At 71.0% G+C, this 16,194-nt stretch carries 12 protein-coding genes; 6 read left to right on the forward strand and 6 right to left on the reverse strand.

What is annotated here, in order from left to right:
* Window positions 1-142 precede the first annotated feature (142 nt).
* The 3 genes from ACFKCF_RS14365 to ACFKCF_RS14375 are packed head-to-tail and all read left to right on the forward strand — an operon-like array spanning window position 143 to window position 7,946.
* Window positions 143-694 carry a hypothetical protein gene (locus tag ACFKCF_RS14365; RefSeq protein ID WP_394493745.1) on the forward strand — a complete coding sequence of 184 codons (552 nt, stop codon included), beginning with the start codon at window positions 143-145 and terminating at the stop codon, window positions 692-694.
* The gene (locus ACFKCF_RS14370; protein WP_394493746.1) at window positions 694-2,790 is read left to right on the forward strand and encodes a flotillin family protein; all 2,097 of its coding nucleotides are present in this window, start codon (window positions 694-696) and stop codon (window positions 2,788-2,790) included. Before ACFKCF_RS14365 ends, ACFKCF_RS14370 begins: the two co-directional genes overlap by 1 nt.
* On the forward strand, window positions 2,787-7,946 hold the full coding sequence (locus ACFKCF_RS14375; RefSeq protein WP_394493748.1) for a DNA repair ATPase: 5,160 nt from the start codon (window positions 2,787-2,789) through the stop codon (window positions 7,944-7,946). Before ACFKCF_RS14370 ends, ACFKCF_RS14375 begins: the two co-directional genes overlap by 4 nt.
* A gap of 67 nt (window positions 7,947-8,013) precedes the next feature.
* On the opposite strand, the gene ACFKCF_RS14380 is transcribed toward ACFKCF_RS14375, so the two are convergent.
* Window positions 8,014-8,451 (reverse strand): MarR family transcriptional regulator, encoded by a 438-nt coding sequence (locus ACFKCF_RS14380; protein ID WP_394493750.1) that lies wholly within the window; start codon window positions 8,449-8,451, stop codon window positions 8,014-8,016.
* 83 nt (window positions 8,452-8,534) lie between these two features.
* Here ACFKCF_RS14380 and ACFKCF_RS14385 point away from each other — a divergent pair, with 83 nt between their 5' ends.
* Window positions 8,535-9,680, forward strand: coding sequence for an FAD-dependent oxidoreductase (locus ACFKCF_RS14385; RefSeq protein WP_394493752.1), 1,146 nt, complete (start codon window positions 8,535-8,537; stop codon window positions 9,678-9,680).
* Here ACFKCF_RS14385 and ACFKCF_RS14390 read toward each other — a convergent pair.
* Window positions 9,642-10,520, reverse strand: coding sequence for a 4-hydroxy-tetrahydrodipicolinate synthase family protein (locus ACFKCF_RS14390; protein WP_394493753.1), 879 nt, complete (start codon window positions 10,518-10,520; stop codon window positions 9,642-9,644). The genes ACFKCF_RS14385 and ACFKCF_RS14390 overlap by 39 nt on opposite strands.
* 71 nt (window positions 10,521-10,591) lie before the next feature.
* Between ACFKCF_RS14390 and ACFKCF_RS14395 the strand changes: the two genes are divergently transcribed.
* Window positions 10,592-11,461, forward strand: coding sequence for a LysR family transcriptional regulator (locus tag ACFKCF_RS14395; protein WP_394493755.1), 870 nt, complete (start codon window positions 10,592-10,594; stop codon window positions 11,459-11,461).
* On the opposite strand, the gene ACFKCF_RS14400 is transcribed toward ACFKCF_RS14395, so the two are convergent.
* Window positions 11,458-12,042, reverse strand: coding sequence for a TetR/AcrR family transcriptional regulator (locus tag ACFKCF_RS14400; RefSeq protein WP_394493757.1), 585 nt, complete (start codon window positions 12,040-12,042; stop codon window positions 11,458-11,460). The two genes, ACFKCF_RS14395 and ACFKCF_RS14400, sit on opposite strands and share 4 nt — an antisense overlap.
* An 82-nt stretch (window positions 12,043-12,124) precedes the next feature.
* Between ACFKCF_RS14400 and ACFKCF_RS14405 the strand changes: the two genes are divergently transcribed.
* On the forward strand, window positions 12,125-13,078 hold the full coding sequence (locus ACFKCF_RS14405) for a zinc-binding alcohol dehydrogenase family protein (protein ID WP_394493758.1): 954 nt from the start codon (window positions 12,125-12,127) through the stop codon (window positions 13,076-13,078).
* Between the two features lie 6 nt (window positions 13,079-13,084).
* Here the strand turns inward: ACFKCF_RS14405 and ACFKCF_RS14410 are convergent, their stop codons facing one another.
* The 3 genes from ACFKCF_RS14410 to argG all read right to left on the reverse strand — a co-directional run bounded on the left by ACFKCF_RS14410 (window position 13,085) and on the right by argG (window position 16,145).
* The gene (locus ACFKCF_RS14410) at window positions 13,085-14,029 is read right to left on the reverse strand and encodes a serine hydrolase domain-containing protein (RefSeq protein ID WP_394493760.1); all 945 of its coding nucleotides are present in this window, start codon (window positions 14,027-14,029) and stop codon (window positions 13,085-13,087) included.
* Window positions 14,030-14,098: 69 nt separating this feature from the next.
* A complete protein-coding gene (locus tag ACFKCF_RS14415; RefSeq protein ID WP_394493762.1) occupies window positions 14,099-14,626 on the reverse strand; it encodes a flavoprotein in 528 nt (175 codons plus the stop codon).
* Between the two features lie 61 nt (window positions 14,627-14,687).
* Window positions 14,688-16,145: an argininosuccinate synthase gene (gene argG, locus ACFKCF_RS14420; RefSeq protein WP_394493763.1), complete on the reverse strand. Its 1,458-nt coding sequence runs from the start codon at window positions 16,143-16,145 to the stop codon at window positions 14,688-14,690.
* Window positions 16,146-16,194 lie beyond the last annotated feature (49 nt).

Here is a 16,194-nt window from a genome sequence, read left to right on the forward strand (position 1 = left end):
TAAGTGCCAGCCTGCAACCTCAACCTAAGTGGAGGTCAACCCGGAAAACTCGCCAGACTCTTCAGGAACTTTCCGCTTTAGTCATGCTTTATCTGTATATAGTCCATCAGGACATCAACGGGGGATGGGCACACGGGGCGGGATGATCGAGTTCTTAGACACCGTACTGAGCTTTCCGACTGTCATTTTCACTTTCCTTCTCGTGGTGGTCATCGGTTATTGGCTGACCGTGATCACCGGGCTGTTCGAACTGGAAGATGACGCCACCTGGCTGGGCCTCGGGGGAGTCCCGGCCGGGATCGTGCTTTCGCTGTTGATTGCCCTGGCCTGGTTGCTCTGCCTCATCGGCAGCGTGGTGGCGAGTGGCGGCCTGCTGATCGCCGTCCCCTTCGCCGCACCGGTCGGGGCCTGGCTGGCCATCCGTGGCCTGCTGGGTCCGCTACGCAGGCTGTTCCCCTCCGGGGACCGGCACTCGCGTGGCGACTTCGTCGGCCAGATGTGCGTGATCCGCACCGGCGCGGCCACCCCCGACTTCGGCCAGGCCGAGGTCACCGCCGCCGACGGCTCGTCCGCGGTCGTGCAGGTACGCACGACCGGCAAGGACCGCCTTGCCCGCGGCGACGACGCACTCATCTTCGAATACGACAAAGACGGCGAATTCTTCTGGGTCATGCCCTACGAAAGGGAGCACTGATGGACGTCATCTCCACCGGCTTCGGCGTATTTCTCGCCGTCGTCCTGGTCATCGTGATTGGCCTGCTCGTCGTCATCGGCCGCCTTTTCCGCAAGGTGGATCAGGGCAAGGCACTGATCATCTCCAAGGTCAACAAAGTGGACGTGACGTTCACCGGCGCCGTCGTCTTACCGGTCGTCCACAAGGCCGAGATCATGGACATCTCGGTCAAGACCATTGAGATCGAGCGGACCGGCCGCGAAGGGCTCATCTGCCGGGACAACATCAGGGCCGACATCAAGATCACGTTCTTCGTGCGCGTGAACAAGACCGCCGAGGACGTCATCAAGGTCGCCCAGGCCATCGGCACCGTGCGCGCCAGTGACGAGTCGACGTTGCAGGAGCTGTTCAGCGCGAAGTTCTCCGAGGCGCTCAAGACGGCCGGCAAGCAGCTCGACTTCGTGGACCTCTACACCAAGCGCGACGAGTTCAGGGACCAGATCGTCCGGCTCATCGGCACGGACCTGAACGGCTACAGCCTCGAGGACGCCGCCATCGACTACCTCGAGCAGACCTCGCTCATGCAGCTCGACAAGAGCAACATCCTCGACGCCCAGGGCATCCGCAAGATCACCGAGCTGACGGCGATCGAGCACGTGCGCACGAACGAGTTCCAGCGCAACGAGGAGAAGGAGATCACCCGCCAGAACGTCGACGCCCGCGAGGCCATCCTGGAGCTGCAGCGCCGCCAGGCCGACGCCGAGCTCAAGCAGCGGCGGGAGATCGAGACCGTCAAGGCCCGCGAGGAGGCGGAGATCGCCCGCGTGCAGGCCGAGGAGCGGCTGCGCGCCCAGAGCGCGAACATCAAGGCCGACGAGCAGCTCGGCGTGCAGAACGAGAACCGCGCCCGCGAGATCGCGGTCGCCGAGAAGAACCGCGAGCGCGTGATCGCGATCGAGTCCGAGCGGATCGAGAAGGACCGCGTCCTGGAGGTCATCGCCCGCGAGCGGGAGACCGAGCTGTCGCGCATCGCCAAGGACAAAGAGGTCGAGTCCGAGAAGCGGGTCATCGCCGAGGTCATCCGCGAGCGCATCGCCGTCGACAAGACCGTGGCCGAGCAGGAGGAGAGCATCAAGCGGCTGCGCGTGGTCGAGGAGGCCGAGCGCACCCGCCAGACCGTGATCATCGCCGCCGAGGCCGAGGCCCAGGAGAACCTGGTCAAGGACATCAAGGCGGCCGAGGCGGCGGAGGCCGCGTCCAAGTTCAGGGCCCGCGAGGAGCTGGTGCTCGCCGAGGCCAGGCAGCAGGCGGCCGAGCTGGAGACCAGGGCCAAGATCCGGCTGGCCGAGGGCATCCAGGCCGAGTCGGCCGCGGCCGGGCTGGCGGAGGTGCAGGTCAAGGAGCGCGACGCCGAGGCCATCGAGAAGGTCGGCCGCGCGGAGGCGCTGGTGCTGAAGGAGCGGCTGGCGGCCGAGGCCGAGGGCGCCAGGTCCATGGCGCTGGTCGAGGGCGACCGGCTCAAGGCGCAGGCCGAGGGCGAGCAGGCGATGGCGCTGGCCGGGGCGGCCGCGGTGGGCGAGAAGCTCAAGGCCGAGGCCGAGGGCCTCACGCAGAAGGCGGCCGCGATGGCGGCGCTGGACGAGGCCAGCAGGGCGCACGAGGAGTACCGCCTGCGCCTGGAGGCCGACAAGGAGATCAGGCTCAAGCACATCGACGTGTCGCGTCAGGTGGCGGAGTCGCAGGCGAGCGTGCTGGCCGCCGGCCTCGCCAAGGCGAACATCGACGTCGTCGGCGGCGACACGATGTTCTTCGACAAGGTGGTCGGGTCCATCACCGCGGGCAAGGTGGTCGACGGGTTCGTGGGCCACTCTGAGGTCGCGGGCGCGCTGGTCTCGCCGTACGTGAACGGCTCGGCCAGCCTGGCGGCCGACCTGGCGAACGTGATCGGCGGCGTGCGTACCGAAGACATCAAGAACCTGACCGTCTCCGCCCTCCTCATGCGGCTCATCCAGGACGGCGGCCCGCAGACGACGGCGCTCGGCGAGCTGCTGGAGACGGCCCGCAGGCTCGGCGTGGCCGACTCCCCCGTGGCGGCTCTCGCCGGGGCTGCCAGGTGACCGAGCCGGTGACCGCGCTGGAGGCGGGGACCTATGAGGTCCTCAGGAACAGGCTCCAGGCCCAGGCCAAGACCCTGACGGCGGCGGCCGAGGCGCTCAACGGGGCGCGGCTGAAGGTGTTCGGCGGCGCGGAGCTGCGCCTGCTGGGCACCGAGCGGATCCGCACCGAGAACAACTGCGTCCCCAGGGACATCGTCTCCCTGGGCGACGTGATGCTCTTCGGCTACAACGTCTTCATCGGGCTCAAGCCGGAGACGGCGGTGGCGGACGTGTTCGCGGTGCACCGGTTCTCCAGGGACGGTGACGCGTTCAGGTTCGACGCCGACAAGCTGGAGACGCTGGACGATCCGGCGTTCAAGAAGGACTTCGCCGAGCTGTACCGCTACTACAAGGAGACCAGGCTGCAGCAGCTGCGGCGGGTCGAGGGCAAGTTGCTGGCGGTGTTCCAGACGGGTCCGGCGGACCTGCGGGTGCTGCGGTGGACGGTCGACAACGGCGGAGTCCCGAAATATGTGGATAGCCGGGGGGAGCGTGACCACACCTTCCCCCCGTCCCACGACTTCGAGTGGACGCCGACCACGCGCGACGACCACGTGCTCGGACGCCACCCGCACATCTCGATCGGTGGCGAGGTGTTCGTCGAGACGGTCGGCGGCGACCTGACCATCAAGATCGAGAACAACACGGAGACCGGCGCCGGCATCTACGCCGAGCCGGTCGCCGAACACCTGCAGAGCCTGGCGGACGCCGACGTCGAGTACGCCAGGGTGGGGCCGCTCATCCTCATGCGGATCAGGCCGTACAAGGAGACCGAGCGGCGCCACCTGGTCTTCAACACCCGTACCAAGGCCGTCATCAGGCTCGACGGCCTCGGCCAGGCGTGCCAGCGCCTGCCCGAGGACCAGGGGCTGATCTTCCCCGGCGGCTACTACCTGGCGACCGGGGTCAGCAAGACGTTCGACACGGACGTGACGGACCTGGAGTTCGAGCGGGTTGTCCGCTCGCCCAACGGCGAGGACGTCCTGTACGTCTTCCACGCCAGGGGCGACGGGCGCTCGCTGCTGCTGCCGTACAACGTGATCAGGAAGGAGGTCGCCAACCCCATCGTCTGCCACGGCTACTCGCTGTTCGACGACGGCACGATGGTGGTCTTCCGCGCGACCTCCGACGAGCCCACGCGGGTGCACCCGATGCAGGTCTGGCAGACGCCGTACGTCTCCGACACGTACGCCGCCGCCCAGCCCGCCGGGACGGGGCCGTTGGAGCGCATCGGCAACGCGGAGCTGGTGCGCGGCATCTCCGACTGCCTGTCCGTGTCGCGGATGGTCGAGGAGATGGCCGCGTCCGCCGGGACGTTCGAGGGGCTGATCGCGGCCTGCACGCGGACGTTCGACTCCTATCACTGGCTCGAGGAGCACGGCCTGAGCGGGCCGCTCGCCGACGTGCGGGCCACGGCCGAGCAGGTGCTGGACGAGTACGAGAACGTCGAGCAGCTCACCCGCCAGGCCGCCGAAGCGCTCGCCGCCGCCTCCGAAGAGACCGCCCACCTGGTACGCGAGGCGCGGGCGGACAGTCCGGTCACCGCGGACGCCTGGGTCGACACGCTGGCCACGCTGCGGCGGGCCCAGGGTCGCCTGGTGACGTTGCGAGAGACCCGCTACATCGACCTGGCCGGCCTGGACGCGCTGTCTTCCTCCGTGACGGAGGAGCTCGCGTCCGTCGGCAGGCGGGCGGTCGACTTCCTGCAGGGCGCGGACGCCTTCACCGCCTACTACGCGGCCGTCGAGGACCTCGCCGCCGCCGCGGCCGCGATCGGCACGGTCGCGGAGGCCGCCCCCGTGGCGAACCGGCTGGCCGCTCAGGCGGAAGGGCTGGAGGTGGTGACGGAGGTCGTCGGCTCGCTGGACATCGCCGACGCGACCGTACGCACCTCCATCCTGGGCCGGATCGCAGAAGTGCTCGGCGGGGTGAACCGGGCGCGCGCCATCCTGGACGGGCGCCGGCGCGAGCTGCTCGGGGCGGAGGGGCGGGCCGCGTTCGCCGCCGAGTTCGCCCTGCTCGGCCAGGCCATCACGGGCGCGCTGGCGATGGCGGACACCCCGGCCAAGTGCGACGAGCACCTCGGGCGGCTGATGCTGCAGGTGGAGACCCTGGAGTCGCGCTTCGGCGAGTTCGACGACTTCGCGGCGCAGCTGTCGGCCAAGCGGGAGGACGTCTACGAGGCGTTCTCGGCCCGCAAGCAGACCCAGCTCGACGACCTCGCCCGGCGCTCCGACCGAGTCTTCGCCTCCGCCGAACGCATCCTGGGCAGCATCACGCGCCGCCTCGGCTCGCTCGGCTCCCTGGACGAGGTCAACACCTACTTCGCCACCGACCCGATGGTGGCCAAAGTACGCTCGGCCGCCGTCGAGCTTCGCTCGCTCGGGGACGCCGTACGGGCGGAGGAGCTCGACGGGCGCGTCAAGTCCGCCCAGCAGGAGGCGGGCCGGGCCCTCCGGGACCGCCTCGACCTCTTCTCCGACGGCGGGGAGACGCTCCGGCTCGGCCGCCACCGCTTCGCGGTCAACACCCAGCCCATCGACCTGACGCTGGTGCCGCACGACAACTCCATGTACTTCGCGATCACCGGGACCGACTACCGCTCGCCGGTGCCCGCCTCCTTCGCCGAGACCCGGCCCTTCTGGGACCAGCTGCTGGTCTCGGAGACGCCTGAGGTGTACCGGGGCGAGCACCTGGCCGCCTCGCTCCTGGACTCCCTCTCCCCCGGTGACGCTCTTGAGGACGTGGTGCGGCAGGCGGTGGAGTCGCGCTACGACGAGGGGTACGAGCGCGGGGTCCACGACCACGACGCCGCTGCCATCCTGGACGTGCTGGTACGGCTGCGGTCGGGGGCGGGGTTGCTGCGCTACCCGGCCGAGGTGCGGGCGGCGGCGCAGCTGTTCTGGGCTTTCGGGTTGGACGAGGTTTCACGTAAAACATTCACCACGCGCGCCGTGTCGCTCGTCCGCGCCCGCGCCGTCTTCGGCTCCACCCCTGCCCTGGAGTCGCTGGCGGTCGAGCTGGGGACGTTGATCTCGGGTTTCCTGGCGGGCCTCCGTACGATTGCGCCGGGCCCCACCGCACCGCACCCCACCGACGCGGCGCGCCAGTGGCCGGCACCGCCAGCCGGCCCCCTGACCGCCGCCCTGGGTGCAGGCATGGCACCGGGTGTCGCAGGCGCGTCACCTCACCCCGGCTCGGCATCCATCGGTGCCGGGTCGGCGGGACGGGGCACGGCGGCACCCGGCGCAACCGGGACGGCGCCCAGCACGGGCCCGGCAACCGGCGCCGCCGCCCACCCGCTCACCCACCCCAGCCCGGCTTCCACCGGCGCACCGGGGACGGCGGGCGCCGTATCGGCGGTTGACGCGGGCCTCGGGGCGGGGGCCGGGCTCGCGGGGGAGTATCTCGTCGAGGAGCTGGGCAGCACCCCGTTCGGGTTCGTGACCAGCAAGGCGGCGCGCGACCTCCTCGACGGCTTCCGCCAGACCCTGGGCCCCGCCAAGGTCCGGGAGTTCGAGGAGGAGCTCAAGAGCGTGCCGCTCCCCGAGCGCCTGCAACTGGCCCAAGCCTGGATGGCCGCCTACCACCAGGGCCCCGAGGTGGCGGAGGCCATCGCGGTGCAGCTGTGCGACCTGCCCCGCCACGACTCCAGCGCCGCCACCCGGGAAACCGTGGACGGCCTCCTGGGCACCCACCCCCGCATCAAGGACCGCAAACTCGACATCCGGCTGGACGAGCTTCTCACCAGGACCCGCCGCTTCCGGCAGGAGCGGGTGCCGGCGTACCGGGCCTACCAGCGGCGCAGGAGCGAGCTCGTCGAGGCCGAGCGCCACCGCCTGCGCCTGGACGAGTACAAGCCCAAGGTCATGAGCGCCTTCGTGCGCAACCGGCTCCTCGACGAGGTGTACCTGCCGCTGATCGGCGACAACCTGGCCAAGCAGCTCGGCGCGGCGGGCGCGGGCAAGCGCACCGACCAGATGGGCCTCCTCCTGCTCATCTCACCGCCCGGCTACGGCAAGACGACCCTGATGGAGTACGTGGCCAGCCGCCTGGGCCTGGTGTTCGTCAAGGTGAACGGCCCGGCCCTGGGCCACGAGGTGACCTCGCTGGACCCGGCGGACGCGCCCGACGCGACGGCCAGGCAGGAGGTGGAGAAGATCTCGTTCGCGCTGGAGACGGGCAACAACACGCTGCTCTACCTCGACGACATCCAGCACACCTCACCGGAGCTGCTGCAGAAGTTCATCTCGCTCTGTGACGCCCAGCGGCGCATCGAGGGGGTGTGGAACGGCCGGACCCGCACGTACGACCTGCGCGGCAAGCGGTTCGCGGTGTGCATGGCGGGCAACCCGTACACCGAGTCCGGACAGCGTTTCCGCATCCCCGACATGCTGGCCAACCGCGCCGACGTCTGGAACCTGGGCGACGTCCTGTCGGGCAAGGACGACCTGTTCGCGCTGAGCTACGTGGACAACGCGCTCACCTCCAACCCGGTGCTCGCGCCGCTCTCCGGCCGCGACCGCGCGGACGTCGAGCTCCTCGTACGGCTCGCCAAGGGCGATCCGACCGTCCAGCCCGACCAGCTCCGTCACCCGTACAGCAAGCCCGAGCTGGATCAGATCCTCAGCGTGCTGGCCAAGCTCGTCCGCGTCCAGGAGATCGTGCTGGCCAACAACCAGGCCTACATCGCCTCGGCCGCCCAGTCCGACGCCGCCCGCACCGAGCCCCCGTACCGGCTGCAGGGCTCGTACCGCAACATGAACAAGCTGGCCGAGCGCATCGTCCCCGCCATGAACGACGCCGAGCTGGAAGCGGTGATCGACGACCACTACCTGGGGGAGGCCCAGACCCTGACCACGGACGCCGAGGCCAACCTGCTCAAGCTGGCCGAACTGCGCGGCCGTCTCACCCCGGCCCAGGCCGGGCGCTGGGCGGAGATCAAGGCCGCCTACCTCAGGGCCAAGGCCCTGGGCGGCGCCGGCGACGACCCGATGGCCCGCGCCGTGGGCGCCCTCGGCCTGCTGGCCGACCGCGTGAGCGAGGTCGGCACCGCCATCCGCGAAGCCGACCGCGTGAGCGAGGTCGGCACCCCCATCCGCGAAGCCGACCGCTAGCTCGCTGGTGATGGCGCGATGAGCGGCGCGCGGGGGTGGGTCGTGCCTGCCCCCGAGCGCAGCGCGGCTAGGTCGTCAGGTCGCGGGTGGCCGCGCGCTGGAGGGCCGTGGCGCGGGTGACGTAGTCGAGGATCAGCTCCAGCTCGTCATCCGTGTACCGCTCGTACAGCTCCCCCAACGCCGCCACGAACGGTTCGAACAGCTCGCTGAACCCGGCCAGCCGCTCGTAGTTGATCTCCACGATGACCCGCCGCCGGTCCCGCGTGTCACGCACCCGCCGCACCAGCCACTTCGACTCCAGCCGGTCGATCAGCCCGCTGACGGTGGCCGGCGCCAGCCCCGCGTGCTGGCCGATCTCCCCCGCCGTCAGCGGCCCCATGCGCTGCAGCAGGTCGAGCGTCTTCTCCTCCGTCATGCCGAGCCCCAGCCGCTCGCCCATGGCGGTGTGGTACATCACGGCGGCGTTGCTGCTGTCCCGCCCCGCCATGCTGATGGCCTCCAGCAAATTCTTTCGACGATCCGAAATATCTCTGGACACAGGTAAAGCCTCCGCATATATTTCGTTCGGTCGAACGAAAGGTTACCACCATGAAGGCTCTGATCATAGGCTGCGGCATCGCCGGACCCGTCACGGCGATGGCCCTGCGCGAAGTGGGAGTGGACGCCGAGATCTTCGAGGCGTACGGGAAGGGCGCGGAGGACGTGGGCTCCTTCCTGAACGTCGCCTCCAACGGCCTGGCCGCGCTCCGCGTGCTGGGCGCGCACCGCAAGGTCCTGTCGCAGGCCATCCCCACCCCGCGCATGGTCATGTGGAGCGGCTCGGGCAAGCGGCTGGGCGAGGTGGCCAACGGGCTGAGGCTCGACGACGGCACGGTGAGCCACACCGTCCTGCGGTCCGACCTCTACCGGACCATCCGCGACGAGGCCACCCGGCGGGGCATCGAGGTCAGCTACGGCAAGCGCCTGGTCTCGTACGACGAAAGCGGAGACCAGGTGACGGCCAGGTTCGCGGACGGCACGGAGGCGACGGGCGACCTGCTGATCGCGTGCGACGGCGTGCACTCGCGCACCCGCGCGATCCTCGACCCGCAGGCCCCCGCAGCCCGCTACAGCGGCCTCTACAGCTTCGGCGGGATCGTCAAGGACGCCGGCTTCACCGGCGAGCCGGGCGTGTACAACATGGTCTTCGGCAAGCGCGCGTTCTTCGGCTACACGGTGGCCGGGTCGGGCGACACCTGGTGGTTCGCGAACCTGCCCAGGCGGCTCGGCGACATTCCCCAGGACTGGAAGCCGGTGCTGGTCAGGGCGTTCGAGGACGACGCGAACTTCTCCGCCGAGCTCATCCGGCGCAGCGACGTCCAGCCGGGCTCGCCGATCCACGACCTGCCGCCGGTGCCCGCGTGGCACCGTGGCCGGGTCCTGCTGACCGGGGACGCCGCACACGCCACCTCGCCCAGCTCCGGCCAGGGCGCCTCGCTGGCCATCGAGGACGCGGTCGTCCTGGCCAGGTGCCTGCGCGACAGCGGGGGCCACACGGAGGCGTTCGAGCGGTTCGAGAGCGAACGGCGGCCCAGGGCGGAGCGGGTGGTGGCGTACTCGAGGACGATCAGCAACAGCAAGGCCGCGGGCCCGGTCGCCCGGGTCTTCCGCGACCTGATGCTGCCGCTCTTCCTGAAGAAGAGCGCGAGCCAGGAGTCACTCGCCTGGATGTACCGCTATCAGGCGAGCCTGTGAGACCGCCGCCTCCCCGGCCGGGACCAGCGGCAACCGCACGTCCGGGGTGGGGATCAGGCCCTGGGCGTGCAGCACCCCCTTGATGACGGTGGGGTTCGGCTCGGCGAAGAGCGCGGCCGAGAGCCTGGCCAGCCGGTGCCCGAGCGCCCTCGCCCTGACCGCGTCGCCCGCGTTCCAGGCGTCCACCAGCTCGGCGTAGTCGCGGGTCCGCAGGTGCGCCGAGGCGAGGATCCCGCCTACGGCGCCCAGCGCGAGCAGCGGCGAGATGAACGCGTCGTCGCCGCCGACTATCTCGAACCCCTCGGGCAGATCCCCCAGCAGGTCCACCGCGTCCTGGTCGATCCCGCCCGCCGAGTACTTCATGCCCGCGATCATCGGGTGCGCGCCGAGGTGCCGGAACGTCGCGGCGCGGACCGCCTGGCCCGTCCGGTAGGGGATGTGGTAGATCACCAGCGGCACCGGCGTCGCCTCCGCCAGCGCCTCGAAGTGCGCGATCACCCCGCGCTCGCCCGGCCGCAGGAAGTACGGCACCGTCACCAGAGCGGCGCCGACCCCCGAAGGCAGGCCCTGCAGCGCCCGAGCCGTCGAACGCGTGTCGTTCCCCGTCACCCCCACCGTCAGCAGCGCCTGCCGCTCCGCGCACACCCGCGCGCACGCCTCGATCACCAGCTCCCGCTCGTCGGGGTCGAGCGCGACAACCTCGCCCGTCGTGCCCAGCGCGACCAGCCCGGCGGCGCCCTGGTCGAGGTAGTCCGAGGCGAGCTTCTCGATCGCGTCCACGGCCACCTCACCCGACGAGGTGAACGGGGTGACCAGCGGTACGTGTAGTCCTCTCAGCATGTTCCGAGCCTGTCCTGCCCGGACCCATTAGGTCCAGCGCGGATTTCTTCGTTTGAGATTAAGCTCAGCTTATGCTCGACCCACGCAAGCTCCACCTCCTCCGCGAACTCGCCAGGCGCGGCACCATCGCCGCCGTCGCGGAGGCGGCGACGTTCACGCCTTCGGCCGTCTCCCAGCAGCTCAGCGCGCTGGAGCGGGAGGCGGGCGTGCCGCTGCTGGAGCGTACCGGCCGCACCGTGGCGCTGACGCCCGCCGGGCACCTGCTGGTCGAGCACGCGCACGCCGTGCTGGAGCAGCTCGAACGCGCGTCGGCGGCGCTCGCCGCCGCACGTGGCGGGCCCTCGGGGCCGCTGCGGATCGGCGCGTTCCCGACGGCGGCGCGCGTGCTCCTGCCCCCGGCGCTGGCCGACCTGACCGGGGCGCATCCGGGGCTGGTGCCGATGGTCTCCGAGATCGACCCCGCCGACGTCTCGGCCGCGCTGCGGGCGGGTGAGCTGGACGTGGCGCTCGTGCACGAGTACGACTTCGTGCCGCCCGTGACCGACGCGTCCATCGAGACGGAGCCGCTGTACAGCGAGCCGATGTACCTGACCGACCGGCCCTCCGTGGCCGACGCCCGCGCCGACTCGTGGATCACCGACAGGCCGGGCACCCTCTGCCACACCATGGCGATCCGGGCGTGCCAGGCGGCCGGGTTCGAGCCGCTCGTACGGCACCACATCGACGACTTCGACACCGTGCTCGCCTTCGTCGCCGCCGGGCAGGGGGTCGCGCTCGTACCGCACCTGGCGGCGATCGACCCGCCGGCCGGGGTGACGCTCACGCGCCTGCCGCTGAGCCGCCGCACGCTCGCGGCCTTCCGGAAGGGGAACGGCGGGCACCCGGCGATCAGGGCGGCCGTCGCCGCCTTCCACGCGGCGATCCCCCACCTGCCCCTCTAACGCAGCAGCCCTCTGACCAGGTCGGCGAAGCCGGCGGCGAGCCGTTCGTGCTGCCCGGCCCGCAGCTGACTCGCGATCGGCTCCATGTGCAGCGTGCCGAGCAGCATGTGGGCGATCTGCTCGGCGTCCACGTCGGGCCGCCCTTCGGCGATCAGCCGGGACACGTGCCGGTGCCAGGACAAATAGATCGGATTTTCCTGCCTGGGCTGCTCGCCGTGGGCCTTCGTGGTGACCCTGGCGTGCTCGATGGCGCTCACGAGGTTGCCGTTGCGCGCCGCCAGCACGGTCAGGTCCGCGAAGAACGCGACCAGCCGCTCGACCGGCTCCGCGCCCGGTCCCAGCGGCGGCAGCCCTTCGGTGAACGCCTGCTCGAACGCGCGCGCCCGCTCGCTCATCAGCTCGAGCATGAGCCCCGTACGGCTCCCGAACCGGTGGAACACCGTCCCCTTGCCCACGCCGGCGGCGGCCGCCACCCGCTCGACCGAGACCTGCTCGGGCGGGTGCAGCCGCAGCAGCTCCTCGGCCGCCCGCAGGATGGCCTGCCTGTTGCGCGCGGCGTCGGCCCGCTCTCGACGTTCCATCCGGTCATTCTTTCCCATGGACAAACTTGACCAGCGGTCCATATATTAACTGGACCATCGGTTCAGTTAGAGGAGCTCAAGCATGCGCGCGATCGTCCTGTCGGAAAAGGGCGGCCCCGAACGGCTCGAGGTCGCGGACCTGCCGCGCCCCCGCCCAGGCGAGGGCCAGGTCCTCATCCGCACCCAGGCCGTCGGCGTCAGCTACGCCGAGACGCAGATCCGGGCGGGGACGCTGCCGTTCCCGCTGCCGCTGCCCGCCGTGATCGGCGCGGAGGCGGCCGGCGAGGTGGTCGAGGTGGGCGAGGGGGTGGACGCGCAGCTGCTCGGGAGCACGATCGTGGGGGTCACCGGCGGGCTCGGCTCGTACGCCGAGTACGCCGTGCTCCCGGCCGCCATGACGGCCCCGGTGCCGGAGGGCGTGACGTCGGCCCAGGCGCTGGCCGCGGGGGCGCCCGGCGCGATAGCCCTCGCCCTGCTGCACAAGGCACGCCTCACCGGCGGGGAGACCGTGCTGGTCGAGGCGGGCAGCAGCTCGGTGGGGACGTACCTGGTGCGGCACGCGAAGGAGTTCGGGGCCGGGCGGGTGATCGCCACCGCCGGCTCGGCCGCCAAGCGGGACCGGACCGCCGAGCTGGGCGCCGACCTCGTGCTCGACCACGGGCCGGCCGGCTGGCCCGACGAGCTGCCCGACGTGGACGTGGCGTTCGAGGCCATCGGCGGCACGACGGCCAGGGGGGTGCTCGACCACCTCACCCCCGGCACCGGCCGGATGCTGTACTACGGGCTGCTGACCGGGGAGCCTGCCGCCGTCACGGCCGCCGACCTCATGGAGCGCGGGGTGACGATCGTCGGGTGCAGCGGCCCCGGCTGGGCCGCCGACGTGTTCGGGACGCACTATCCGGCGATGCTCGACCGGCTCGCCTCCGGGCGGAGCGTCGCCTACATCGACCGCACGCTGCCGCTGGAGGAGGCCGCGCGGGCCCACAGCCTGCTGGAGAGCCGCGCGGTCACCGGCCGGATCCTGCTCGTTCCGTAAAAGCCGTCAGGAGGCGAGGACCGCTTCGAGCACGGCCGTGGAGCTGTCCCCGCCCTGGTCGTAGTCGCCGGCCGTCAGCGCCACCACCAGCTGCTCCTCGGGCAGGACGAGCAGGCGCTGACCGCCGTTCCCGAGGCCGCCGACCCAGCGGCGGTCCTTGGTGTTCACGTACCACTGGTAGCCGTACTCGAACCCGTCCTCGATCACCACCCGCGACCGCACCAGCTCCTGAAGCCACTCACCGGGCACGATGCCCCGGCCGCCGTCGAGCACCAGCTGTCCGACGGCGGCCAGGTCGACCGGCCGCAGCCGCAGGCCGGCCGCGGCGCTCACCGTGTCGTGCTCTCCCTTCGACCACTCGAACGCGTCGATCCCGAGCGGGCGGAAGAGCGCGGTCGCGGCGTACTCCTCCAGCGGCCTGCCGGCCCCACGGGCGATCAGGCCGCCGAGCAGGGCGCTGGCTCCTCCGCAGTAGTGCCAGAGCTTTCCCGCCTCCTCGACGACGGGCCGCTCCAGCACGTATCGGCACCGGTCGGGCGCCAGCTCCATCGCGATCTCGCTGTTGGCCGGGCTGGTGTAGGGGGCGCTCTCGTCCCACTCGAGGCCGAGGGTCATGGTCAGCGCGTGCTCGACGGTGAGGTGAGCGCGCTCCGGATCCGCCACCAGATCCGGATATTCCGGGAATTGGGCCATCAGGGCCGCCCCCGGCTCCGGCACGAGCCCTTCGCCCAGCGCGATGCCGTACAGCAGCGCCACCATGCTCTTGGACACGGAGCGCAGGTCATGCAGCGTGTCCCGGTCGAACTCGACGTGCCCCAGCGAGTCGCCCAGACGGTGGTCCGGCCCGGCGCCGTAACGCTCCAGCACGACCTCCCCGCCTCGCATCACCACGAGACCGTGGAAGTTCGGCGCCTTGCCGGCGCGCAGGACCTCGTCGACCCGCTCAGCCATTGCCATGATGTTCCTCCCGAAAGTCGGCACATCCTGGCATACCGCCTCACACGGTGTCAGGCGCAAGCTCTAGGGCAGCTCCGCCAGCGCGCGTTCCCAGGGGAAGCGGTGGGCGCCGGCGTCCGGCTCGTCCGTCGCGATCTGCCGCGGCCCGCCGAACACGACCCGGACGCCCTCGCCCCGCAGCTCGTCGATGCTGCGCAGGAAGGGCCGGCGGGCGGCCAGGGCGCTGTTGACGAAGGGCAGCACGACGACGGGGATGCCGAGCCCGGGTGCCTCGGCCAGCAGGCCCAGGGCGTAGGTGTCGGCGATGCCCCGGGCGAACTTGTTGACCGTGTTGTACGTGGCCGGCGCGACGATGATCGCGCCCGGTCGAGGGGGCTTGGGCTCGTGCGGCCTGCGATAGCGGCTGCGGACGGGCCGGCCGGTCTGGGCTTCCAGGGCTGCCACGTCGATGAAGCCGAGGGCCGACGGAGTGGCGACGATCTGGACGGCCCGGCCCTGCTCCTGCGCCAGGGCGACGAGCCGGCCGACGTCCGGGGCCGGTCCTGCGGCGCACACGATGACATAGAGCTCGTCGCCCTGCGGTTCGGCCACGCGTTGACTCCCGGGGGTTCGGCGGTGCCGCGGCTGCCGGGCGGCCGCGGCACTCTCCTTGTCAGTCGGTGCCCAGCTCCATCGCGGCGTGGTCGAGCAGCTCGTCGTCGCCGGGGATCTCGCCGCGCTCGCCGCGGGTGGCGATCGCCTCGGCGCCGCCCTCGGGCATCGCGCCGATCAGCTCGGTCGAGGCCGTCTGCGGCGCGTCGATCAGCATCGGGTGCTGGGGGCCGACGATGCCGAGCCCGGCGTACTGCTCCAGCTTGGCGCGCGTGTCGGCGATGTCGAGGTTGCGCATGGTCAGCTGGCCGATGCGGTCGACCGGGCCGAAGGCGGAGTCCTCGGTGCGCTCCATGGACAGCTTGTCCGGGTGGTAGCTGAACGCCGGTCCGGACGTGTCCAGGATGGAGTAGTCCTCGCCGCGCCGCAGCCGCAGGGTCACCTCGCCGGTGACCGCCGTGCCGACCCAGCGCTGCAGCGACTCGCGCAGCATCAGCGCCTGCGGGTCCAGCCAGCGGCCCTCGTACAGCAGCCGGCCCAGCCGCCGCCCCTCGGCGTGGTAGTTGGCCAGGGTGTCCTCGTTGTGGATCGCGTTGACCAGCCGCTCGTAGGCGGCGTGCAGCAGCGCCATGCCCGGCGCCTCGTAGATGCCCCGGCTCTTGGCCTCGATGATCCGGTTCTCGATCTGGTCGGACATGCCCATGCCGTGCCGGCCGCCGATGGCGTTGGCCTCCAGGACCAGGTCGACGGCGGAGGGGAACTCCTTGCCGTTGATGGTCACCGGCCGGCCCTGCTCGAAGCCGATCGTGACGTCCTCGGCCGCGATCTCGACGGCGGGGTCCCAGAACCGCACGCCCATGATCGGCTCGACGATCTCGATGCCCGCGTCGAGGTGCTCCAGCGCCTTGGCCTCGTGGGTCGCGCCCCAGATGTTCGCGTCGGTGGAGTAGGCCTTCTCCGTGCTGTCCCGGTAGGGCAGCCCGTGGGCGAGCAGCCACTCGGACATCTCCTTGCGGCCGCCGAGCTCGGTGACGAAGTCGGCGTCCAGCCACGGCTTGTAGATCCGCAGGGAGGGGTTGGCGAGCAGGCCGTAGCGGTAGAACCGCTCGATGTCGTTGCCCTTGAAGGTGGAGCCGTCTCCCCAGATCAGCACGTCGTCATCAAGCATGGCGCGCACGAGCAGGGTGCCCGTGACGGCCCGCCCGAGGGGCGTGGTGTTGAAGTAGGTGCGCCCGCCGGACCGGATGTGGAACGCCCCGCAGGCCAGGGCCGCGAGCCCCTCCTCCACGAGCGCCGCCCGGCAGTCGACCAGCCGGGCGATCTCGGCGCCGTAGGCCGTGGCGCGGCCGGGCACCGAGGCGATGTCAGGCTCGTCGTACTGGCCGATGTCGGCGGTGTAGGTGCACGGCACCGCGCCCTTCTCGCGCATCCACGCGACCGCGACCGAGGTGTCGAGGCCGCCGGAGAAGGCGATCCCGACACGTTCACCGACAGGCAGGGAGGTGAGCATCTTAGACACGAGTAGAAGTATATACACACCGATGCATGACCATGCAAAGCCCCCCGCC

This window comes from Nonomuraea sp. JJY05, from assembly GCF_043496855.1.
In the GTDB taxonomy this organism is placed as follows: Bacteria; Actinomycetota; Actinomycetes; order Streptosporangiales; family Streptosporangiaceae; genus Nonomuraea.

Coding starts and splice junctions, on each gene's coding strand:
- ACFKCF_RS14365 (WP_394493745.1), top strand. CDS start 143: ATGATCGAGTTCTTAGACACCGTACTGAGCTTTCCGACTGTCATTTTC.
- ACFKCF_RS14370 (WP_394493746.1), top strand. CDS start 694: ATGGACGTCATCTCCACCGGCTTCGGCGTATTTCTCGCCGTCGTCCTG.
- ACFKCF_RS14385 (WP_394493752.1), top strand. CDS start 8,535: ATGAAGGCTCTGATCATAGGCTGCGGCATCGCCGGACCCGTCACGGCG.
- ACFKCF_RS14390 (WP_394493753.1), bottom strand. CDS start 10,520: ATGCTGAGAGGACTACACGTACCGCTGGTCACCCCGTTCACCTCGTCG.
- ACFKCF_RS14395 (WP_394493755.1), top strand. CDS start 10,592: ATGCTCGACCCACGCAAGCTCCACCTCCTCCGCGAACTCGCCAGGCGC.
- ACFKCF_RS14400 (WP_394493757.1), bottom strand. CDS start 12,042: ATGGAACGTCGAGAGCGGGCCGACGCCGCGCGCAACAGGCAGGCCATC.
- ACFKCF_RS14405 (WP_394493758.1), top strand. CDS start 12,125: ATGCGCGCGATCGTCCTGTCGGAAAAGGGCGGCCCCGAACGGCTCGAG.
- ACFKCF_RS14410 (WP_394493760.1), bottom strand. CDS start 14,029: ATGGCTGAGCGGGTCGACGAGGTCCTGCGCGCCGGCAAGGCGCCGAAC.